Annotated in this window: 18 protein-coding genes; 4 read left to right on the plus strand and 14 right to left on the minus strand. The window is 64.2% G+C overall.

The features are described 5' to 3' along the window. Positions 1–235 precede the first annotated feature (235 nt). From dsbG to dsbD, 3 genes are read right to left on the minus strand one after another with little or no spacing between them, the layout of a single operon-like run. On the minus strand, positions 236–1042 hold the full coding sequence (gene dsbG / locus PBR20603_RS20485; protein ID WP_150561288.1) for a thiol:disulfide interchange protein DsbG: 807 nt from the start codon (positions 1040–1042) through the stop codon (positions 236–238). 9 nt (positions 1043–1051) lie between these two features. Continuing rightward, positions 1052–1882, minus strand: a complete 831-nt coding sequence (locus PBR20603_RS20490; protein ID WP_150561289.1) for a TlpA disulfide reductase family protein — start codon at positions 1880–1882, stop codon at positions 1052–1054. Continuing rightward, positions 1879–3687, minus strand: coding sequence for a protein-disulfide reductase DsbD (dsbD, locus tag PBR20603_RS20495; protein WP_281356078.1), 1809 nt, complete (start codon positions 3685–3687; stop codon positions 1879–1881). The genes PBR20603_RS20490 and dsbD overlap by 4 nt, the downstream gene beginning before the upstream one ends. A gap of 172 nt (positions 3688–3859) precedes the next feature. Between dsbD and PBR20603_RS20500 the strand changes: the two genes are divergently transcribed. Beyond that, positions 3860–4525 carry a response regulator gene (locus PBR20603_RS20500; protein ID WP_150561290.1) on the plus strand — a complete coding sequence of 222 codons (666 nt, stop codon included), beginning with the start codon at positions 3860–3862 and terminating at the stop codon, positions 4523–4525. Continuing rightward, positions 4522–5934, plus strand: a complete 1413-nt coding sequence (locus PBR20603_RS20505; protein ID WP_150561291.1) for an ATP-binding protein — start codon at positions 4522–4524, stop codon at positions 5932–5934. The genes PBR20603_RS20500 and PBR20603_RS20505 overlap by 4 nt, the downstream gene beginning before the upstream one ends. Positions 5935–5969: 35 nt before the next feature. Here the strand turns inward: PBR20603_RS20505 and PBR20603_RS20510 are convergent, their stop codons facing one another. The 8 genes from PBR20603_RS20510 to rpe form a co-directional block, all read right to left on the minus strand. Then, positions 5970–8399, minus strand: a complete 2430-nt coding sequence (locus tag PBR20603_RS20510; RefSeq protein ID WP_150561292.1) for a DUF3141 domain-containing protein — start codon at positions 8397–8399, stop codon at positions 5970–5972. Between the two features lie 68 nt (positions 8400–8467). Next, entirely contained in the window at positions 8468–9682 is a 1215-nt protein-coding gene (locus PBR20603_RS20515) for an ABC transporter permease (protein ID WP_246174884.1), read from the minus strand. Next, a complete protein-coding gene (gene rbbA / locus PBR20603_RS20520) occupies positions 9682–12459 on the minus strand; it encodes a ribosome-associated ATPase/putative transporter RbbA (protein WP_150561293.1) in 2778 nt (925 codons plus the stop codon). The genes PBR20603_RS20515 and rbbA overlap by 1 nt, the downstream gene beginning before the upstream one ends. Positions 12460–12469: 10 nt before the next feature. Beyond that, on the minus strand, positions 12470–13543 hold the full coding sequence (locus tag PBR20603_RS20525) for an HlyD family secretion protein (protein WP_150561294.1): 1074 nt from the start codon (positions 13541–13543) through the stop codon (positions 12470–12472). A gap of 19 nt (positions 13544–13562) precedes the next feature. Further along, complete coding sequence (locus PBR20603_RS20530) at positions 13563–15125, minus strand: efflux transporter outer membrane subunit (RefSeq protein WP_150561295.1); 1563 nt, start codon at positions 15123–15125, stop codon at positions 13563–13565. Between the two features lie 268 nt (positions 15126–15393). Next, positions 15394–16899 carry an anthranilate synthase component I gene (gene trpE / locus PBR20603_RS20535; protein ID WP_150561296.1) on the minus strand — a complete coding sequence of 502 codons (1506 nt, stop codon included), beginning with the start codon at positions 16897–16899 and terminating at the stop codon, positions 15394–15396. Positions 16900–17285: 386 nt separating this feature from the next. Next, entirely contained in the window at positions 17286–18002 is a 717-nt protein-coding gene (locus PBR20603_RS20540; RefSeq protein ID WP_150561297.1) for a phosphoglycolate phosphatase, read from the minus strand. Continuing rightward, positions 17999–18679 carry a ribulose-phosphate 3-epimerase gene (gene rpe, locus PBR20603_RS20545; RefSeq protein WP_150561298.1) on the minus strand — a complete coding sequence of 227 codons (681 nt, stop codon included), beginning with the start codon at positions 18677–18679 and terminating at the stop codon, positions 17999–18001. Before rpe ends, PBR20603_RS20540 begins: the two co-directional genes overlap by 4 nt. A gap of 286 nt (positions 18680–18965) precedes the next feature. Between rpe and apaG the strand changes: the two genes are divergently transcribed. Beyond that, positions 18966–19340: a Co2+/Mg2+ efflux protein ApaG gene (gene apaG, locus PBR20603_RS20550; protein ID WP_010808648.1), complete on the plus strand. Its 375-nt coding sequence runs from the start codon at positions 18966–18968 to the stop codon at positions 19338–19340. Between the two features lie 27 nt (positions 19341–19367). Here apaG and PBR20603_RS20555 read toward each other — a convergent pair whose 3' ends face one another. After that, the gene (locus PBR20603_RS20555) at positions 19368–19619 is read right to left on the minus strand and encodes a hypothetical protein (protein WP_150561299.1); all 252 of its coding nucleotides are present in this window, start codon (positions 19617–19619) and stop codon (positions 19368–19370) included. On the opposite strand from PBR20603_RS20555, the gene mltA reads away from it, so the two are divergent. Then, positions 19618–20760 carry a murein transglycosylase A gene (mltA, locus tag PBR20603_RS20560; RefSeq protein ID WP_150561300.1) on the plus strand — a complete coding sequence of 381 codons (1143 nt, stop codon included), beginning with the start codon at positions 19618–19620 and terminating at the stop codon, positions 20758–20760. The two genes, PBR20603_RS20555 and mltA, sit on opposite strands and share 2 nt — an antisense overlap. Before the next feature lie 113 nt (positions 20761–20873). Here the strand turns inward: mltA and paaK are convergent, their stop codons facing one another. Together paaK and paaI are read right to left on the minus strand one after the other, a co-directional pair. Beyond that, a complete protein-coding gene (gene paaK / locus PBR20603_RS20565) occupies positions 20874–22169 on the minus strand; it encodes a phenylacetate--CoA ligase PaaK (protein ID WP_150561301.1) in 1296 nt (431 codons plus the stop codon). A gap of 86 nt (positions 22170–22255) precedes the next feature. Then, positions 22256–22714 carry a hydroxyphenylacetyl-CoA thioesterase PaaI gene (gene paaI, locus PBR20603_RS20570; RefSeq protein ID WP_246174886.1) on the minus strand — a complete coding sequence of 153 codons (459 nt, stop codon included), beginning with the start codon at positions 22712–22714 and terminating at the stop codon, positions 22256–22258. Between the last annotated feature and the right edge of the window lie 65 nt (positions 22715–22779).

Below are 22779 nucleotides of genomic sequence, written 5' to 3' on the forward strand. Positions count from 1 at the left end.
GTCAGAGGCGACCAGAGGAGGGAGGAAGACTGATGCGACTTCATAGTGACGTCGATTGTAGCAGCATCTGCCGGGGGGCGTGGGCGGGGCGTCGCAAAAAGCGGTCAATCGGCGGGTTTCACGCGCGAACGGGGTCTTTCTCGCAAGAATGTGCGCACCGCAGCGGCTGTCGTTCGCCGATTCTGCAACCGCAGGCGCAGACGGCCCCGCGCTTCGACGCCGTCTGCCGGGGAACTCAAAGCGGACCCATGACCGTCGCCATCGCGTCGGGGCGCGGCATGCCGTTCACGCGCTGAATCATGCCGGCGTCGTCGCGATAGACGATGCCGGGGGTGCCGCGAAAGCCCAGCTCCGCCAACAGTTGCCGATGGGCGTCGAGCGTGCGGGCAATGTCGGGTGACACGTCCGGCGCTGGCGAAATGCCGCCACTGGCGAACTGCCGTTCATTCTGCAGGAGCGCTGCGGTGCGGTCGGCGGCGCCGAGGATGGCCGCCGCCTTCGTGCTGCTGTCGGCCCTGATGACACCGACCATCACGTGGCGCAACTGAACCTTGCCCGAATCGACCCACGGGCGAGCCGCTGCCCAGAAGCGATTGCAGTAGGGGCAATTCGGGTCGCTGAACGTGTACACCACACGCGGGGCATCGGCCTTGCCGTCTTGCACCCAGGCGGAGGCGGCGAGTTTCGACCATACGGCTTCGCTCATTGGCTTGGCGAGGCGCTTGCTCACGCGCTCGACATCCAGCGGCTTGCCCTCGGCGTCGAGGCGTGTGCCGACGATCGCCGTGCCGTCGCGCAGCACGTAGACAGCGACCGGTTCCTGACCTGCGGTGCCGGCGAAGCCGCGGATCTCGACGCCGGTGTCGAACGGTTGCAGATCCTGCACACCTTCGCGTGTCAGCGCCTCAATGACGGCCGGTGTGTCCTGGCCGTCAGCCGGATTGCCCGAGGCGCCGGAAGTGCCTGACGTAATCGCATAGACAGCGACTGCGATAACCGGCACGGCGATCAGGGCGGGAATAATGAACTTGCGAGCAGACATGGGGGACTCCTATGGTGTACGACGTGCCGGGGGTTGCTGAAGACGGCCTTGCAGCGTGTCGCGCAGACGCGCCGCTGTCAGCTCGCCCAGATGGGTATCGACCAGACGGCCGTTCGTATCGAAGAACAACGTGGTGGGCAGGCCGCGAGCGCCGGCTGCCTGCATGGCCAGTGAGGCGGGATCGAGCAGCAGATCGTCGAAGCGCAGGCCCTGAGACTGCACGAACGCTTCGACCGTATGCGCGCTCTCGCCCTGATTGATCATCAGGAATCGCACGTCGGGATAGTCGGCCTGTGCCTTGGCGAGCACCGGCATTTCGCGACGGCACGGCGGGCACCAACTTGCCCAGAGATTCATGACGACGGGACGGCCGCGATAGGCGTCGAGTGAGACAGGTTGACCGTCCGCTCTGGAAAGCACCAACGACGGCAGCGGCGGCGCGGTGCGCTGCATGACGTTCAAGCCGGCCTGTGCGACGGCCCAGATCGCCACGCCCGCGAGGAAGCCGCACAGCATCGGTCGACGTTGCGACGAATGACGTCTCACACGCCATAGCGCCCAGCCGAGGGCAACGGGAAGACCCGCCCAGCTATCGAACCCGCCATCGCCAATCGCGACGACGGAAAGTGGCGCCGCGACGTATTCCGGCCACCACCGCAGCACGTAAACGAACCGGGCGACGAGCAGGCCGACGAACAGCGCGTCGAGGAGCACGCTGGCGCCTGCGCGCCGCGAAGCGGCGTCAGTGCTGCGCAGCAGGTAGCGTGCGGCGAGCCATGCGACCAGCATCGCCGCCGCCACGGCGACCGTCTGCACCGAAAACGGGCCGATACCGGTCATACGACCCCCGCGGCGTCGAGGCGGTGCAGGAAGCTACGTGCATCGAGTTCGCCGACCATGCGTTGGGCGCGCACCTCCTTGCCGTTCGCGTCGATGAGAATGAGTGTTGGCGGGCCTAGCACGCCCCACCGCTTCATCAGGGCCCGATCGATCGCGTCGTTCTTCGTCACGTCGGGGCGCAGCACCTGCATGCGCGCGAGCCGTGCGGCGACCGCCGGATCGCCGAACACATTGCGTTCGATGACATGGCAGCTCACGCACCAGTCGGCGTAGAAATCGATCAACGTCCATTGCCCTTTCGCGGCGGCTTGCGCGATGCGCGCGTCCACATCCTCCGCAGACTTGACACCCACATAGTCGAACGCCTTGCTGCGGCGTTCGTCCGCGCCACCCGCAACGGCGGCGCTCGCCCGTGCCAGCGGCCGCAAGACAGAATCGCTGCCGGATGCTGCGCCCACAAGCATGAACACCGACCAGACACCGGCCAATGACGACGCGAACACGAGTGTCCAGCCGGCCGGCGTTGCGCGCATCGTCCATGCCCAGGCGGCGAATCCGGTAGCGAGTCCGAGGCCGAGGGCACCCCAGAGCAGGAGACTGACACTGCCGGGGAGAAAGCGGGTCAGCATCAGAATGGCCATGCCCGTCATCATGTAGGCGAATGCCATTCGAACACGCACCATCCACGCGCCCGGGCGCGGCAGAACTCGCGAGCCGAACAGGGCGATGGCGAGCAAAGGCAGCCCCATGCCGAGCCCCAACGCAAACAGCGCGATGCCGCCCATCCAGGCGTTGCCGGTCTGGCCGATGTAGAGCAATGTGCCGGCTAACGGCGCGGTCATGCAAGGGCCGACGAGCAGCGCCGAGAGCAAGCCGAGCGCGGCAGCCCCTGCGAGGCTGCCCCCCGTGCGTGAGTGCCCGGCGGCATCGAGCCGATTCGTCACGAATGCGGGCAGACGCAGCTCGAACAGACCGAACAACGAAGCGGCCAGCACGAGGAAGAGTCCTGCAAAGGCGCCGAGCAGCCAAGGCGATTGCAACGTGGCCTGCAAATTGGCGCCGGCCAGCCCGGCTGCGACGCCGACCGAGGCGTACGTGAGCGCCATCGCCAGTACGTACGACAGTGACAGTGACAGCGCGCGCAACGTTGCGGGACGATTGCCCACGATCATCGTCGAGACGATGGGAATCATCGGCAGCGTGCATGGTGTGAAGGCCAGCAGTAAGCCGAAACCGAAAAACAGCAGCGTGGCGGCGACGGGGCCGAGCGTGGCGAGCCGCTGTGCCGCGGCCTGATCTTCCGCGAGCGGTGCGGTATCGACCGCGGAGGGCGCCGGCGTCATGGAGGCCGTGGGCGCATCGGCCGTCGGTGCCGGGTCAGCGGGCAACGTGATTTGCATCGTCTGCGGTGCATAGCAGATGCCTGCTTCCGCACAGCCTTGCCAGTGCAGTGTCACGGGGCCTGACGTTGCGGCGCTCAGGTGCATGCGCAGTGCGTCAAGTGTATAGATCTGCGTCTTGCCGAAGAACTCGTCGGTGTGTCGCGCGCCTTCGGAGAGTGTCAGATGGATTGGTTTTCCGGAGACATCTTCCGCGCGCAGAGAATGCTGATAAACGTAGTAGTCCTTCGCAATATGTCCGGCGACTTCGAGACGACCATCCACCGGATTGGCGGGGGAGAGTGTCAGCACCTGCGAAGCGTCGAGAAACGTCGGCTCGCTTTGCCAGGGAAACGCGTCGGCGGCGCGCATCCCGCCGAGTGCGCCGAGCAAAATCACAAAGATGAAAAAGAAGCGGCGTAACAAATCTGTCCTCCTGAGGGAGTGCCAAAGCAGGCAAGAGCATGCCCTGTGCCGATTAACCGAGAGTTAACGCGGGTTGACGATGTTGGTTCCGCATCAACGCGCACGTCCCCCGCGTTCAATGGATTACGCATATTGCGTAACATGACGCGGTAATCAAAGGAGGTGCGGATTCATGCGAGTGCTGTTGGTGGAAGACGACGCGTTGATCGCGAGCGGCATTGTTGCGGGACTGGAGGCGTTGACCATTGCGGTGGAGCATGTGGCGAGCGGATCGACGGCGGTGTGTGCGCATGCGGAGAACACGTTCGACGCGTTGGTACTCGACCTGGGCTTGCCTGATGGAGATGGCCTGCAGGTGCTTGCGAAAATCCGGGCGGTGGAGCCTGAGGTGCCCGTACTCATTCTGACGGCGCGCGATGCCATCGAGCATCGGATCGCGGGGTTGAATGGCGGGGCGGATGACTACATGGTCAAGCCGTTCGACTTGCGAGAGTTGGCGGCGCGATTGCATGCATTGATGCGTCGCACGCAGGGACGGGCTGCGCAGATCATTGAAGCCGGGCCGCTTCGATTGGAGCCGGCGAGCGGATTGGCGTGGCTCGATGACGAGCCGGTCGAGCTTTCGCGCAAGGAGGTCGACTTGTTGGCGCATCTGGCGAGCACGCGGGGTCGATGGTTGACGCCGGACATGTTGCACGAGCGGTTGTATGGGTTGACTGAGCGCGTCAACAGCAATGCGTTGAACGTTCACATTCACAACGTGCGTCGCAAGTTGGGTTGGGGCGTTATTCAAACGGCGCGCGGCTTGGGTTATCGATTGGGGTGGGCGTTGTCATGAGTCTTCGGCTGAGAGCGGTATTGATTACTGGCATCGCGTTGATTGTGCTTTGGGTGGCAGCGGCGGGATGGATGATGCGGGGGGTTCAGGCGAACCTCGACAGGGCCTTGGATGAGCGTTTGGCGATGTCGGCGCGGATGGTATCGGGATTGTTGGCGCGGGTTGCGCTGGCGCCACTCGGGCCGGGTGTGGGGCAGTCGGATTGGGGCGATGTGATTCGCGTCGGCACCAACGACGGGATTGCGTGCGAGATTCGTTCGGTGCGGGGGGCGGTGTTGGCGCGCACGGAAGGCGGACCGCGTTCCGCGGAGAAGGCGTTGCCGTTGGGTTTTAGCACGATGGAGGTTGACGGCAAGCGTTGGCGAATCTATGTGTTGCAGGATGACCGTGGGTATCAGGTCATGACGGCGGATTGGCTTGAAAAGCGAGCGGGCCTGACGAACGCGTTGCTGAGTGCTGCGGGCGTGCCGTTCCTGATTGCGGTCGTGGGTGGATTGATAGCGTTGTGGATAGGCATAGGAAAGGGGCTGTCGCCGTTGAAGGTGTTGCGTTCGACGTTAAGGCGCCGGCGTGAAGACGACACCACGCCGATTGATCTGGGACGTGCGCCGGCCGAGTTACGCCCGGTGGTATCGGCGTTAAACGGATTGTTGGATCGATTGACGCAGGCATTGGCCAACCAGAAAGCATTTACAGATGCTGCTGCGCATGAACTGCGCACGCCGCTCACGGCGATCGACACGCATTTGCAGGTAGCGGAGATCACTCATGGGGAGCCGGCCCGACGGGCGTTGCACAGTGCGGGCATCGGTGTGCGCCGATTGCGGCACACATTGGATCAGATGATGACCTTGGTGCGGGCGGAGGCACCGGCTCATGAGCAGGACGTGTGCGAGTCGGTGCGTGGTGCGATAGAGGGCGTATTGAGCGAATGGGAGGAGACGGATCGGGGCCCCGTTCCGCTGCGAGTTGGGTCACTGTCTGAGTGGCGGAATGGGGCCCCGATCTGTCGTGGTGGGGCACGGGTGGTCTTTAGCATGAGATGCGAAGACGGGGGCGTTGCGATACCTCGTTCGATGCTGGGCACGGCGGTAAGGAACCTTGTGGACAATGCGTTGCGCTACTCGCCGCAGGGGAGTCGTGTGGATCTGACGGTGGAAATGGACGAGCAGCGGCAGCGGTATTGCATTGAGGTGGGAGACCGGGGCCCGGGTCTTGCGCCGGAGCAGGCGGCGCAAATGGGGCAGCGTTTCTGGCGAGGCGATCAGGGCCGGCGGCGGGGCGAGGGGGCGGGATTGGGGATATCGATCGTGCGGGCTATCGCGTTGCGCTTTGGTGCTGCTGTGGCGTTCACGCCGCGCGACGGCGGGGGTTTGCTGGCGCGGATATACGTGCCGATTGGGCGATGACCGGAGGAGGTCCGGCGCATCGCCCGCGACCGGGTTCAGCGAGTTTTATTCGCTTTCTGGGCGCTGGCCGTTCGGGGCGTCTTCGTGGCGGCGGAGGTTTTTGGGGCGGCGGTGGCGCGCTTGCGAGGTGTGGCGGCGGGCGTCGTGGTCTTGCGCGGCGCGGTGACCGCTCGCGCCGGGCGAGGTTTGGCGGCGTGTCCCGCTGCGGTCTCCTGCTGCGAAGCTGCGTCTTCGAAGACAGCCAGCACCTGTTCCAGATCGCGTTGCTCGCCGCCATCGAGTGGCACGGCGAGGCTGAGATCCTTCACAGCTTTCGCCACCCGTCGGATATTCGCCGGTGTCGCATGGGCGAGCATGCCCGGAATCGCTTCCATCGCTGCGTCGGGCGCCATGCGCAGCAGCCCGGCCTGACGGCGGATCATTTCGCGGAAGTGCTCAATCGAAATATTGCTGTCGCCCCGTGGCAATGAACGTGCGAGGTTGAACTGACGCTCGTCGGCTTCACCGTGCAGGCGATGCACCCAAAGCAGCGCGCGAAGGCCTGCTTCCAGCAGCCCGCCTTCTTGCAGTTCGTGGTGACGCTGCGCCAGCGTCTTTGCGACAAAGGCGACATGCTCCGGAGACGTGCCGGGGTGCACATGCACCGTAGCGCCGTCGCTGCCATGCAACCCGGCGAGCGCCTGTACCCAAGGTAGCCCGTAAATCAGTTCGAAGGTCTTTTCATACCCGTCGTCGCGCACATCGCGATAGAAGTTGAGCGATTGCTCGATGGTGTTCGACACCGCCGATTCCATCGCAAGGAATGGATTGTCAGGCGACACCGGATGCCGCGTCTCTCGCACATGCTCCGCCTTTGCGGCGAACGGCACGGCAAACGGATTGCGATCCGACCAAAGCTCGTAACTCACCCGCAGCGGATGCAGCAGACGCATCCAGTATGCCGAGGTCGGCGTGACCATTGCCCGCACCCATGGTTGCACGAGGCTGCGATACAAACCGAGATGGATGTCCGACAGGTGCGCCACGGCCGCGAAGCGGCGATCGCTCTCGCCATCCGGTTGCACAATGGCACGCACATCCTCGACGCTGCGCCGCTGAATCGACATCACGTAATCGCCGTCGATCAATTCCTGGTGCGGCGTGTCTTCCGTTTTGTCGGCGATCTGCGCCTGATAGATGCCAGCGGGCAACACATCGATCAGATCGATATTGTTGACGAACTTGCGATGCTCCTTACGCCCGGTGCTGCCCGACACGAAGATGCCGAGATGGCCGATGCTGTCGTGCGTCGCGTACACAATCGTCTGATCGTGACTGAGCACTTCCGCGTCGTCGCGATACATGTCCGTCACGAAGCCCAGCGCCTGCGGCGGCGGCGTGATGTTGTCGCCATATGAGCAGAACACCACGATGGGCGAGCGGATGTTGCGCAGATCGATCCGGATGCCGTCGCTCGTGATCAACTCCGCACTCGTCAGCCGGTTGCCGATGAAGAGATTGTCGACGATGTACTGCATCTCCTGCGCGTTCAGGAACACGTGTCCGCCCCAGTACTTCTCGAAGCTCAGATAACGCGGCGCTTCCGTGTCGACATTGGCGTAAAGGTGATACTTCTTGCGCCACAGCGTGTTGGCCGGGTCGAGATTCTCGAAGTTCTGCACCAGCCAGGCGCCGTCGAAGCGTCCGTCGCCCAGATCGCTGGTGAGCGCCGTCAACCAACTGCCGCCGAGCAGACCGCCCGAATATCGCATCGGATTGCGCCCGCGCCAACCCGCCCAATAGGACAGCGGTGCTCCGGCCACGATGATTGGCCCGAACAGTTCGGGACGCATCGCTGCCGTCATCAGCACCTGCCAGCCTGCCTGACAATTGCCGATGACCGCTGGCTTGCCCGCGCTCTCGGGATGCAGCGAAATCACCTTCTCCAGAAAGGCGGCCTCGGCGTGCATCACGTCCTCAACCGTCTGACCGGGGACCGGGTCGGGCAGAAAGCCCACGAAATAACACGGATGTCCCGCCCGCAGGGCCGCGCCGATCTCGCTGTCGGGCTTGAAGCCGCCGATGCCCGGGCCGTGACCCGCGCGCGGATCGACGACCACGAAGGGGCGCGCAGTCGGCTGCGTGGGCATCTCATCCGACGGCACAATGCGCATCAGACAGTAATTGCACGGACGCGGCAGATCGTGCCCGTCGAGGATCACCTCCGCCGGAAAGTCGAGCACGTTCGGTGCCGACTCGGCAAGGTGCGCCTGATACTGGTTGCCGCGCTGACGCATCACATCGCCGAACAGCACGCTGCGTTGCCACGCGTCCACGGCGTACTCGGCGGCAGCCGCCATCCAAGGCAGGTTCGACAGCCACGGGTTCGCGGCGAGCCACGGGGCATCGGCAGCGTTGGCCGCGGTGGCAGATGCACTGGCGCGGGAGGGTCGGCGTTCAAGTGCGGCAGACGACTTGGCAGGCATGGCAATGACCTCGCAAATCAGGCATGACAGGGGCTGGCGAACGCCGAAGCAGCGCAGGCAGCACGACGTTAAGCCATCGAACTGAGCGTGCGGCGAAAACGCCGCAGCGAGAAGGCGAAGAACACGGCGCCGATGACGGTCAGCGCCACGAACTGCACCCACACGACGCCGATGCCGGCGCCACGGAACAGAATCGCCTGACCCAACTCCACGAAATGCGTCGTGGGTGCGGCGAGCATGATGTCTTGCACCGCCTTCGGCATGCTCTCGCGCGGGGTGATCCCGCCGGAGAGCATTTGCAGCGGCAGCAGTACCAGAATCATCAACATACCGAACTGCGGCATCGAGCGGGCGAGCGTCGCCAGATAGATGCCCATCGACGTGGTGGCGAACAGATGCAGCGTCGCGCCCAGCATGAACAGCGCCACCGAACCGCCAATTGGCACATGCAGCGCGCCGCTCACGATCAGCCAGAGCGACATGCCTGCCGCGATCAGCACCACCAGCCCCATCGACCAGACCTTCGCCAGCATGATCTCGGCCGGTGTCACCGGCATGACGAGCAAATGCTCGATCGTGCCGTGCTCACGCTCGCGAATGAGCGCGGCACCCGTGAGAATGATCGAGAGCATTGTGATGTTGTTGATGATTTCCATCAACGCACCGAACCACGCGCGTTCCAGCGTCGGGTTAAAGCGCACCCGCAACGCCAGATCCACCGGCAATTGCGGCGTCGACCGGTATCGCTGAAGGAATTCGCTCACCTCCGCCGACACGATCTGTTGCACATAACCACTGCCAGAGAACGCCTGACTCATGCGCGTGGCGTCGACGTTGAGCTGCACCTCCGCCACCCGTCCCGCCAGAATGTCCTGTTGAAAGTTCGGTGGAATGTTCAGCGCGAACGTGTAGGCACCCTCATCCATGCCCCGGTCGACGGCGTCGGCCGTGATCATGCGCGGTATCGTGAATTGCGGCGGATAGAACGCCGAGACGATGCGTTGCGAGAGCGGTGAGGCGTCTTCGTCCACGATGGCGATAGGCGCGAGGTGCAGCGTATCGGGCTGGGCTGTAGCCGCCGAATACACCGACGCCGTGAACGTATAGACGATCAGCACCAGCATCATCGGATCGCGTGCGAGACTCCAAAGCTCCTTCACTCCGAGCCGGTAGATGTTCGCCAGATGCCGCCGCCACGGATGTGCGTGGCGCGGCGTCGCGACGCTGGGCTTTGCCGCAGGCGTTGGCGGGGGAGAGGCTTGTGGTGCGCTCGGGCTCGTCATCACTTGTCCTGTTTCTTGAGCATCAGGATCGTGACGCCCAGAATGACCGGCACGGCGACGAGCATCGGCCAGAAGGCGCTGCCGAGATCGGCAAACCCGAGCGCCTTGTTGAAGACGCCGCGGCTGATGATGAGCATGTAAGTCGCCGGATAGATCTCGCCGATAAGCCGGCCCGAGCCCTCCATCGACGGCACCGGCGTGAGCATTCCACAGAACTGGATCGCCGGAATCATTGTGCCGATCATCGTGAAGAACAAAGCCGCGATCTGACTGCGGGTAAACGTCGACGCGAGCAGGCCAATGCCGGTGGCGACGACGTTGAAAATAAAGATGGCGGTCGTCAGCGTGAGAAAGCTGCCCTTGATCGGCACGCCGAACAGCGTCACGGCGATCAATGCCATGAGCAGGAAATTCAACATCGCCAGCGCGACATACGGGATCTGCTTGCCGATCAGGAATTCCGTTCGCGTTACCGGGGTCACGTACAGATTCAGAATCGAGCCGAGTTCCTTCTCCCGCACTACGGACAACGCCGTGAGCATCGCAGGCAGCATCAGCAAGAGCAGCGGAATCACCGCAGGCACCATCGCCGGCAGACTCTTCACGTCGGGGTTGTAACGATAGCGTGTCACGATATCGAGCGATGCCGTCACGCGCATACCGAGCCGGCGCAGGGCCTCATCGGCCAGCCAGTTCTGGTGCATGCCCTGCACGTAGCCCTGCACCGTCTCCGCGCGCAACGGCATCGCGCCGTCGATCCACGCGCCGATCTGTACGGATCTGCCGTGCGACACGTCACGGGCGAACCCCGGCGGAATCTCGATAGCCAGCGACAGTTCGCCGCTGCGCAGCCGCCTGTCCATGTCCTCGTAGTCGGTGATCGGAGGTTGTTCGATGAAGTAGCGCGACCCCGAGATATTGAGCGCGTAGTTCTGACTCAGCGTGGTCTGATCGCGGTCGAGTACCGCGTAGCGCAAGTCTTCCACATCCAGACTGATGCCGTAGCCCATCACGAGCATCAACACGAGCGAGCCAACCAGCGCGAGTGTGGCGCGCACCGGATCGCGTTGCAGCTCAAGCGTTTCGCGCCAGAGATAGCTGATCATGCGGTTGAGCGAGAACGCCTTGTGTTGCGCGTGCGTCGCTTCGGCAGGCACGGGGCCGGGCACTGCCGGCGTGGGCGTCTCGGGCGTTTCAGTCTTGCCGCCGCCCGCTTCGACAAGGTATTCGATGAAAGCCTGCTCGAGCGTGGCCGCGCCCTTATCTTGCGTGATCTTCGCAGGCGGATCGGACACAAGTACCTTGCCCGCGTGCATCAGCGAAATGCGGTCGCAGCGCTCGGCCTCGTTCATGAAGTGCGTGGAGATGAAGATCGTCACGCGGTCCCGGCGCGACAATTCCACCAGCAGACGCCAGAAGTTGTCGCGCGCTACCGGATCGACACCCGACGTCGGTTCGTCGAGAATCAGCAGCTCGGGCTTGTGTACCATCGCCACAGCGAGCGACAGACGCTGGCGCATGCCCAGCGGAATGCTGTCGGGAAGCGCATCGAGCACATCGGCCAGGTCGAAGCGTTGCACCATCTCCGCGACGCGGGCGCCGACCTCGGCCTCGGGCACATGAAACAGCCGCGCGTGCAGCACGAGGTTCTGATGCACCGTCAACTCGGTGTAGAGCGAGAACGCCTGCGACATGTAGCCCACGCGGCGGCGGGTATCGATGTCTTTCGGATCGACTTCGTGACCGAAAAGCCATGCCTGACCTTCGCTCGCTTGCAGCAGGCCGGTGAGCATCTTCATCGTGGTCGACTTGCCGCAACCGTTCGAGCCGAGGAAGCCGAAGATCTCGCCGCGACGGATACGAAAATCCACGTGATCGACCGCGACGAAATCGCCGAAACGCATCGTCAGCCCTTTGGCCTCGATAGCGATTTGGGTGGGGTCGTCGACGTGCAGCGGTGGAATCGCGACCGGCTCGTAGCCGAGCTTCTTGTCCTCCGGCAGCAGGTCGATGAAAGCGCCTTCGAGGTTGTCGCGGTGGGTGCGCGCAAGCAACTCGGCAGGCGTGCCGGTGGCGAGCACCTTGCCCGCGTCCATCGCCACAAGCCAGTCGAAGCGTTGCGCCTCGTCCATGTAAGCGGTGGCAACGATCACGCTCATCGCCGGACGTTCCCGGCGAATGCGCGCGATCAGATCCCAGAACTGCGCGCGGGCGAGCGGATCGACGCCAGTGGTCGGCTCGTCGAGAATCAGCAGATCGGGGTCGTGAATCAGCGCGCAGCACAGGCCGAGCTTCTGCTTCATGCCGCCGGAGAGCTTGCCCGCCGGCCGCTCGAGAAACGGACGCAGGCCGGTGCTGCGCGTGAGGTCGTCGATGCGGCGGCGGCGTTCGGCGGCGTCGTGGCCGAACAGGCGCGCGAAGAATTGCAGGTTCTCTTCGACGGAGAGCGTGGGGTAGAGATTCCTGCCGAGCCCCTGCGGCATGTAAGCGATGCGCGGGCACACGAGGTCACGGTGCGCCTTGCTCGCCATGTCGCCCCCGAGCGCTTCGACGGTGCCTGTCTGTAACGCGCGGGCGCCCGCGATGAGCGACAGCAGTGTGGATTTGCCGACGCCATCCGGGCCGATCAGGCCGACCATGCAGTTGGCCGGCATGTCGATGCTGACGTTATCCAGCGCAACGGTCTTGCGGCCGTAACGCAGCGTGACGTCGGCCACGTGCACTACCGGCGGCACGCCTTGACCGGGCGACGATGAAAGCGAGGGGGGCGCCGTCATGATGCGCGGTTCACTGCGGCAGTGTCGTCTGCAACTGGGCGGGCCACGCCGCCTGGCTGTCGGACTTCACCCAGGCCACGCCGGGCAGCCCGGTCTTCACCAGAGACAGATGCTGCTGCAGCAATGCCGGTGCGATCTGGGCGCGCACGCGGAACATCAGCTTCTGACGTTCGCTCTCGGTCTCGACCGTCTTCGGCGTGAACTGGGCCGTGCTGGAGACGAAGGAGATGCTCGCGGGAATGACGTACTGCGGCGCCGCGTCGAGAATGATGCGGGCTTCGGCGCCGATGGCGAGACGTCCGGCCACCGCTTCGGGCAGGAAGAACGTCATGTACACATCCGACAGGTCGACGAGGTTGAGCACCTTGCCACCTGCCGCGAGCACTTCGCCCGGCTGCGCCACGCGATATTGCACGCGGCCATCGCGCGGCGCCTTGAGGTCGCTGTCCGTGATGTCGGCCTCGATGCGGTTGACGGTGGCCTGCGCGGCCAGGACCGTCGACTTCGCCCCGGTGACCTGCGCGTTGGCAGCCTCCACTGCGGATTGCGCGGCGGCGACCTGCGCGCGGGCGGCGGTGACGGCGGCTCGGGTGCTGCGAACCCGGGCACGGTCGTCGTCCAGTTCCTGCGCTGACGAAGCGCCTTCCTTGGACAACGTCTCCGAGCGCGACAAACGCCGTTGGGCCGCATCGAGTTCGGCTTCGCGCGCCGCGACGTTGGCTTCGGCCGTCGCCTTGTCGGACACCCGCGCTGCCGCCTGCGCCTGACTCGCGGCGACATTGGTGATCGCCTGCTGATACTGCGCACGCGCTTCGTCGCGTTGTGCGTTGAGTGTGTCGATCTGCATCTTGGCGAGCACCTGACCCGCCTTGACGAAATCGCCTTCCCGAACGTAAATGGCTTCGACACGGCCCGGGAGCTTTGTCGCGACGTCGACTTCGGTGGCTTCGATGCGGCCATTCCCGCTGGCGAAACCTGCGCCGGGACCGGTGTGGCTGTAGGTCTTCCAGCCGTACCAACCCAGACCGGCCACGGCGAGCACGATCAGCACGGGAACCAGCTTCTTGGCGTTGGGAAGCGTCATGTCTTTTGATCTCTTGAATTTATTGAACGGCCGGTGCGGCTTTTGTCGGTACCGCCGAGCCCACTGCACCCACTGCGCCAAGCGGCGACGGTGCGACGACGCGCGGCGTGCGTGCGAACGGCCCGCCGGGGGCGTCGGCCGCGGGCATGAGGCGGCTGCCGCCACCGAGCGCCGTGTAGAGCGACACGCGAGCGGACAATAGCGCGCGGCGCGTCTGCACCGTTTGTTGTTCGATGGCGAGGAGATCGCGCTGGGCGTCGAGCACTTCGAGGAATGCGGCGGCACCATGGTCGTAACGCAGCTTGGCGAGCCGCGCGCGCTCGGACTGGGCGTCCTGCGTCGCTTGCAGGATCGTGACCTGATCGGCCAGCCAGCGGCGTGCGCTCAGGGCGTCGGCCACGTCGCGGAACGCCCCCTGAACTGTTTTCTCGTAATTCGCGACCGACTCCACGCGCCGCGCTTCGGCGAGATCGAGATTGTTCACGAGGCGTCCGCCCTGAAAGATCGGGAGATTGATGCTCGGTGTGAACGTCCACACGGCGCTCCCGGCCTTGAACAGACCGTCGAGCGCGCTGCTCGCCGTGCCGGCCGAGCCGGTGAGCGTGATCTGCGGGAAGAAGGCCGCGCGCGCTGCGCCGATGTTCGCGTGGGCGGCGCGCAATTGGTACTCGGCGGCGATGATATCGGGCCGGTCTTCCAGCAACGACGAAGGCAGGCCGGGTTCGAGGTCTCGCATCAGACGAGCGTCGTCGACCTTGCGGTCGAGCGCCTGCGGCGATGCGTCGATCGGCGCACCCACAAGCACTTGCAGCGCGTGGGCCTGTGTGGCGCGCTGTTGCTGGAGTTGCGTGACGAGCGCACGCGCCTGCTGCCAGAGCGTGGTGACTTCAGTGAGGTCGAGCTTCGAGGTCGAGCCGACCTGCTCGCGACGCGTGAAGATACGCAACGACTCGGCACGGCTGTCGACGGTCTGCTGCGCCAGGGCAATGCGTTCGTCGAGCTCGCGCAAACTCAGCCACGTCTGTGCGACCTGCGAGATCAGGCTCAATTCAAGCGCGCGGCGAGATGCATCGGATGCCAAATAATCGTCGAGCGCGGCGTCTTTCAGATTGCGGATGCGGCCCCAGAAGTCCAGTTCCCACGTCGACAGGCCGAGTCCGACCTGATATTGGCTGCTGATATAAGGGATGCCGATAAGGCTCAGATCGGCGGGCACGCGTTGACGTGTCTCGCTGGCGCCCACCCCCAGTGATGGAAACAGATCGGCGCGTTGGATGCCATACATCGCTCGCGCCTGTTCGACGCGGGCGAGCGCGACGCGTAGGTCGCGGTTGTTAGCCAATGCGGTGTCGATGAGGGTTCGCAACTGCGGATCGGCGAAATACTCGCGCCAATCGAGCGCGGAAGCCGGTTGCGCCACCGCCGTGGCGGCAGACGTGCTGACATCAGGCGTCCAGACATCGGCCACCGGGGCAGCGGGGCGCTCGTAAGTCGGCGCCATCGAAAGACAGCCGCTAAGCAGGGTAGTGACAAGTGCGGCTGTTGCAGCAATCGCAGTGGTATTTGCGACGCCGGAACGCATACGTGAATTGCATGGTTTCGCCATAGAAGCTTCGATCTCCCGACGGACGCCCAACTATAGCGTGGTGACGTCAAACGGCGTATACGAGAGAGATCGAAAAAAAGCGAACGATTGTGCTAAATCAACAAAGGCCCCGAATCGAATAGAGGATCGATTCGGGGCCTTGCGGATTCAGACGTCACGCGTATGCAATCTACGTAAGGCACCTGCGTTTCCAGCGGCAGTGTGCTTCACTTTGGTGCGGCGGCGCGAGGAAATGCGCCGCGCATCAGTATTCGGCGTCGAGGCCGTCCTGCACCTGTTCGGCGGCGCGCAGCACCGCACGGGCTTTATTTTCCGTTTCTTGCCATTCGGATTCGGGCACCGAGTCGGCCACAATACCGGCAGCGGCTTGCACATACAGATTGCCGTCCTTGATCACGCCGGTACGAATCGCGATGGCGACATCCATTTCGCCGCCGAACGACAGATAGCCTACGGCACCGCCGTACAGGCCGCGCTTGACCGGTTCGAGTTCATCGATCAGCTCCATTGCGCGGACCTTCGGCGCGCCGGTGAGGGTGCCGGCCGGGAACGTGGCGCGCAGTACGTCGATGTTCGACAGTCCCGGTTGCAGACGGCCCTCGACGGAGCTCACGATGTGCTGCACATGCGAGTACTTCTCGATGACCATCTTGTCGGTGACTTCAACGGTACCCGTCTGAGCGATACGGCCCACATCATTGCGTGCCAGATCGATGAGCATGACGTGTTCTGCAATTTCCTTCGGATCGCCAAGCAACTCGGTGGCCAGCTCCGCATCGCGCTCGGGCGTGGCGCCGCGCGGGCGCGTGCCGGCCAGCGGGCGGATCGTCACGATTTCGTGCTCGCCGTCGGGCGTTTGGCGACGCTCCTGACGCACGAGGATCTCGGGCGACGCGCCCACGACCTGAAAATCGCCGAAGTTGTAGAAGTACATGTACGGCGACGGGTTGAGCGAGCGTAGCGCGCGGTACAGCGAGAGCGGTGCGTCGCGATACGGCTTGATGAGCCGCTGACCGACCTGCACCTGCATCAGCTCGCCCGCCTCGATGGCCTGCTTGGCCTTCGCGACGGCCGCGAGGTAATCCGGCTTGGCGAATTCACGGAAGGTCTCGGTGCGCACGCTGCCGGACGTGACCGGCGCATCGACCGGCGCTTTCAGACGGGCGCGCAACTCGCGCAACCGCAGGCGTGCCTTCGAATAGGCTTCCGGCTGCGTGGGGTCGGCATAGATGATGAGGTAGAGCTTGCCGGTCAGATTGTCGATCACGGCCAGTTCTTCCGTGAGCAGCAACTGAATGTCGGGCAGGTGCAGATCGTCGCGCGGCGTGGTGTGCGCGAGCTTCTTCTCGATGTAGCGCACGGCGTCATAGCCGAAGTATCCGGCGAGGCCACCGCAAAAGCGCGGCATGCCTGGGCGCAGCGCGACTTTGAAGCGCGCCTGGAACTGGGTGATGAATTCGAGCGGATCGCCGTCATGCGTCTCGACGACGGCGCCGTCGCGTACGACTTCGGTCTTCGGGCCGAAGCTGCGCAGCAGCGTGCGCGCGGACAGGCCGATGAACGAATAGCGGCCGAAGCGCTCGCCGCCGACGACCGATTCGAGCAGGAAGGTGTTCGCGCCACGGCGGTCGCCCAGCGCCAGCTTGAGATACAGCGAGAGCGGGGTGTCGAGATCGGCGAAGGCTTCGGCGATCAGCGGAATGCGGTTAAAGCCTTGGTTGGCCAGCGATTTGAATTCGAGTTCGGTCATGTTGCACTCTGCCTGCAAGTTTGCCGGCGGGGGGGCCCGCAGAATCGGCGTGGATTGGCGTTGAGAATACCTGAGTCGTGTCGGGGTGGATGTGCTGACCCGCACCGGGTCACGGTGAACGCGCGCGCACCTGCGATGCGACGGCGATGACCGTGTCTCGGTGAACCCGCGCGCCGTGCAAGACAGCGCGCCGATGTATGACTTCTTGGGAACAACAACGATGCAAGAAACGGGTTGCTGAAGACGAACTCCAGCGGTCCCGGCCACCCCTTGGAAGGGTTCAGCAGGACCAGCGTCGCCAGGGCCAGGCCCCCCGGTCGATCACGCTAAGACTCCGTTTCTTGTTCAGGAACATGCGCTTGAATGCAGTGAGGAAGATGGCGAACTCAGCTCGCCAGAGAGGGCGTTGCCGTGGCCAGAATGGCCCGGGCGGCGCCCAGAATTGAGACGACTATACCATCCGTGTCGATCGTTTGTATAGGTTCGCCGTGGTTGTAGCCATACGGTACGGTGAGTGAACGGCAGCCCGCCGCGCGGGCGGCCTGGGCGTCGTTGCCCGAGTCGCCGACCAGCACGGCTTGCGCTGGCGACACACCGAACGTTTCACAGGCTTTGATGAGCGGCATCGGGTCCGGCTTGCGCTTGGGCCACGAATCGCCGCCGTACACGAGGTCGAACTGATCGGCCAGACCGTAGTGCTCCAGCAGCGCCACCGCGAAACGATGCTGCTTGTTGGTGATGCATGCCAGGGGCAGGCCCGCGTCGCGCAAGGCCGCCAGCCCTTCGCGCACTTCCGGGTAGAGCGCCGTGTGCTCGCCATTGATCGACGTGTAGACAGCTTCGTACTTGTCCTGAGCGCGCTCGAAGAGGCCGTCGACTTCGGACTCGGGGAAGCGCTCGGCGAGGGTCTTGCGCACCAGATTGGCGGTGCCCTTGCCCACGAACGTCATCAGACGCTCGGTCGGCACGGGGGCTGCGCCCAGGTCGGCCAGCATGGCGTTGAGTGCCACGCCGAAATCACCGGCCGTGTCGACGAGCGTGCCGTCGAGGTCGATGAGCACGGCGCGGATGCCGTCCAGTTGAAGATGGGTGCTCAGGGTCATGCCACGCTCGCCAGTTGAGCGCGCATCTCTTCGATTACCGCCTTGTAGTCGGGTTTGCCGAAGATGGCCGAGCCGGCGACGAACGTGTCGGCCCCGGCGGCGGCGATTTCCGCGATGTTGTCGACCTTCACGCCGCCGTCGATTTCCAGACGAATCTCACGGCCGGTCTCGGCCGTATAGGCGTCGATGCGCGCACGCACGGCGCGCAGCTTGTTGAGCGCCTCGGGAATGAACGACTGGCCGCCGAAGCCGGGGTTCACCGACATGATGAGCACCATGTCGAGACGATCCATCACGTGATCGAGGTAGTTCAGCGGTGTGCCGGGGTTGAACACGAGGCCGGCCTTGCAACCGTTGTCGCGAATCAGGCCCAGCGTGCGGTCGATGTGTTCCGAGGCTTCCGGGTGAAAAGTGATGAGGTTGGCGCCGGCCTTGGCGAAGTCGGGCACGATGCGATCCACCGGGCGTACCATCAGGTGTACGTCGATGGGCACGTCCACGTGCGGGCGGATCGCCTCGCACACCATCGGCCCGATCGTCAGGTTGGGAACGTAATGGTTGTCCATCACGTCGAAGTGAATCCAGTCGGCGCCGGCCGCCACGACGTTACGGACTTCTTCGCCCAGCCGGGCAAAGTCGGCGGACAGGATGCTGGGGGCGATACAGAATTGCGTCATGGCGGGACCGGAAATAGCGTCAAAAGCGGTATTTTAAAGCTTTCGCATGACACCTGCCCGCAGTGAACCGAATGGACGGGCGCGGACGAGCCCCGAACGGGCGCCTTGGCGGCGTGTTTGCCGGTTGCGACCCGCGACGACTTGCCGCAGAATGCCTTGCAAAACGGGATGGCGCATGTGCCGCACGTCCGTCACGATGCCGGTAACGGCAGTCGTCACACACAGGCAGCGAGCGCTGTCAGACCAGAACGCCATCAGAGAGCATCATGCGCAACAGGAACACCCGATGAGCCAGTACGAATTTACCGTCACGGTGCGCCCGCAATATCTCCCGGAACAATCGGAACCGGATCGTCGGCAATTCGCCTTCGCTTACACGATTACGATTCGGAACAGCGGAGAGGTGCCGGCGCAATTGATCTCGCGCCATTGGGTGATCACCGATGGCGACAACCATGTGCAGGAAGTCAACGGTCTGGGCGTGATCGGCCATCAGCCGTTTCTGCAACCCGGCGAACAATTCGAGTACACGAGCTGGGCGATGGTCGCCACGCCGGTGGGCACGATGCGCGGCGAGTACTTCTGCGTGGCGGAAGACGGCACGCGTTTCGAAGCGCCCATCGCCGAGTTCGCGCTCACCATGCCGCGCACCCTGCACTGAACCGGGGAGGCGCGCGGTGTTCGGACGTCAGCGGCGGTCGTCGGACCAGTCTTCCCGCTTGAGCGGATCGTCGGCAGCGCGTGCGGCCGGGTCAGGGTTCAGCGGATCGATCGGGTCTACGGTGTCGCTTGGCATCGGCCGGATCGCGCGCGTCTGGCGAACCCTGCGTTTGGGCGACGGCTTGCGGCGCATCACCACAATAGCGGCGACGATCACGATCGCCAGCAACACCTCCGGCAAGACCAGCAAGGCCGGATATTCATCGAACAGATTACCCATGACGCTCTTCCTGAATATGTTCGGGCGGTGGCGCGCCGGCCGGGGCCTGGCGCTTGCCGCGTTTGCCGCATTGCTCTACGGTTGCTCGAGTGTGCCTCCTTCCGGCACCTATCGTCCAGGCACACCGCCCTCGACGGTCGCGACGCCGCCTTCAGGGGCGGGCCGCATGCAGCCCGTGTCGTGGTCGCAGGTCGAGGGCTGGCAGGACGATTCGCTCATCGGCACGCGTCTCGCGCTCGCTCAGACCTGCGTGAAACTCGGGCGTCAGAGCACCTGGCAACCCGCCTGCCGCGCGGCCGAGCATCTCGACGATCTGGACCCTGCTGCGGTCCGGCAGTTCTTCGAGCAGTACTTTACGCCGTTTCGTATCGCGAACTCCGACGGCACGCAGACGGGCCTGATCACGGGGTACTACGAGCCGCTGCTGCACGGCTCGCGCGTGCGTGGCGGCGTTTATCAGACGCCGCTCTACAAATGGCCCGCCGGTCGCAAGGCCGGCTCGCTGCCCGCGCGCGCCGAACTCATGCGCAGCGGCATGTTGCGTGGTTACGAGCTGGTGTATGTGGACGACCCCATCGAGGCGTTCTTCCTGCAAGTGCAAGGCTCCGGCCAGGTGTTGCTCGACGACGGCTCGATCATGCGCGTGGGCTACGGCGGCAACAACGACCAACCGTACAAGTCGATTGGACGCTGGCTGATCGATCGCGGCGAGATTACGGCGGCGCAGGCGACGATGCAGGGCATTCGCGCCTGGGCACGCGCCAATCCGTCGCGTGTCGACGCCTTGCTCGACGTGAACCCGCGCTTCGTCTTCTTCCGCGAAATGCCGAACCACGGGGTGGGTGGTATTGAAGGACCGATTGGCGCGCTGGGCGTGCCGCTCACGGCCGAGCGCTCGATTGCCGTCGATCCGGCATCGATTCCGCTGGGCAGCCCGGTGTTTCTCGCGACGACGCGTCCGCCCTTCGGCGCACAGGCGAACGCCCCGATCAATCGGCTGATGTTTGCGCAGGACACGGGTAGCGCGATCAAGGGCGGGGTGCGTGCCGACTTCTTCTGGGGGCTGGGCGACGACGCGGGCGATCTGGCGGGGCGCATGCGCCAGAGTGGCCGGATGTGGGTGTTCCTGCCCAATCAGTAAGGTCAGGTGCCAATGAAAAAGCCCGCGAATTTCGCGGGCTTTTTTCATGCTGACGGACGCTGGCTGCGCTTAACGCGAAACTGACGCGAAACCGCAGCGAAACCGAAGCGGAATCAACGCGGACGCTTGTCCAGTACCCGGCGTGCCTTGCCCACCGAGCGCTCGATGCCGCCGACCGGCTTCACGCGCACGGCGCACGACACGCCGATGAGCGTCTTGATGTCGCGCTTGAGCTCGCCGCCGGCCGATTGCAGCGCAGCGTCGTCATGGCAGCCGACAGCCGCTTCGACTTCCACCGCCATCGTGTCCATCGGACCTTCCTTGTCCAGAATGATCAGATAGTGCGGTGAGAGCACCGGCTGACGCAGCAGCAGCTCCTCGATTTGCGACGGGAAGACGTTCACGCCGCGAATGATCATCATGTCGTCCGAGCGGCCGGTGATCTTCTCCATGCGGCGCATCGTGCGCGCCGTGCCCGGCAACAGACGCGTGAGATCGCGCGTGCGGTAGCGGATGATCGGCAGCGCTTCCTTGGTGAGCGAGGTGAACACCAGTTCGCCGAACTCGCCGTCGGGCAGCACTTCGCCCGTCTCCGGATCGATGATTTCCGGGAAGAAGTGATCTTCCCAGATCGTCGGGCCGTCTTTCGTCTCGGCACATTCGCAAGCCACGCCCGGCCCCATCACTTCCGACAGACCGTAGATGTCGACCGCATCGATGCCCATGCGTTTCTCGATGGCCGAGCGCATGTCGTTCGTCCACGGCTCCGCGCCGAAGATACCGATGCGCAGCGACGCGTCGGCCGCCACCATGCCCTGACGCTCGAGTTCGTCGGCAATCGCGAGCATGTAGCTCGGCGTGACCATGATGATGTCAGGCTTGAAGTCCTGAATCAGTTGCACCTGCTTCTCGGTCTGGCCGCCGCCGAACGGGATCACCGTCAGACCGGCGCGCTCGGCGCCGTAGTGAGCACCCAGACCGCCCGTGAACAGACCGTAGCCGTAGCTGATGTGCACCTTGTCGCCACGACGCGCACCGGCAGCGCGGATCGAGCGTGCGACCAGATCGGCCCACGTGCTGATGTCGTTGGCCGTGTAGCCCACGACCGTCGGCTTGCCTGTCGTGCCAGACGACGCATGCACGCGCGAGACCTGTTCCATCGGCACTGCGAACATGCCGAACGGATAGCTGTCGCGCAGATCCTGCTTCGTCGTGAACGGGAACTTGGCCAGATCGGCCAGCGAGGTCAGGTCGTCCGGATGGACGCCGGCCTCATCGAATTTCCGGCGATACACCGGCGAATTCTCATAGGCATGCCGCAACGTCGTCTTCAGACGTTCGAGCTGAAGGCTGCGCAGTTCGTCGAGGCTCGCTTTCTCGATCGGCTCGAGCGGCAGGGCGGTGGTCATGACTGTCTCCTTGGGACTTGCTACTGCTTACTGTTACGCATGTGTCTCGCGAACCGGTGCCCGGACTCGCGTATTTCCGGGTCGCGTCAGACGACGTTGCCCTTGATCTGTGCGGACTTGCCGCGAAACATCGCGACCACGTCGCCTGCCGAGTTCGTCAGGCGAATGTCGTAGATGCCATGACGCCCCGAGAGCAGTTGCTCCTGGGCCTCGGCCGTGAGCGTGTCGCCGCCCGAGACCGGCTTCAGGAACTCGATGCTGCACCCGGCCGCCACCGTGTTGATGTTGTAGCTGTTGCACGCGAACGCAAAGGTCGAGTCGGCCAGGGTGAACATCAGGCCGCCGTGGCAGATGGCGTGACCGTTGAGGAATTCGTCGCGAATGCGCATCGTCATGCGCGCGTAGCCCGGGCGCACTTCCTGCAACTCCATACCCAGCCATTGGCTCGCACGGTCGCTGCGGTACATGGCCTCACCCGTGGCGCGGGCGAGTTCTTCCGGTGTCATCTCACTGGTTGCCTTGGTGGCGGAGGAGGTCAGGCTCATCGTGTCTCTCGTCTTGTCTTGTTATCTGTCGGTCTCTCGCGCGGCGCGTGGGGCTTTGGCGGTTC

Origin of the sequence: Pandoraea bronchicola (assembly GCF_902459805.1) — a bacterium.
GTDB lineage: Bacteria > Pseudomonadota > Gammaproteobacteria > Burkholderiales > Burkholderiaceae > Pandoraea > Pandoraea bronchicola.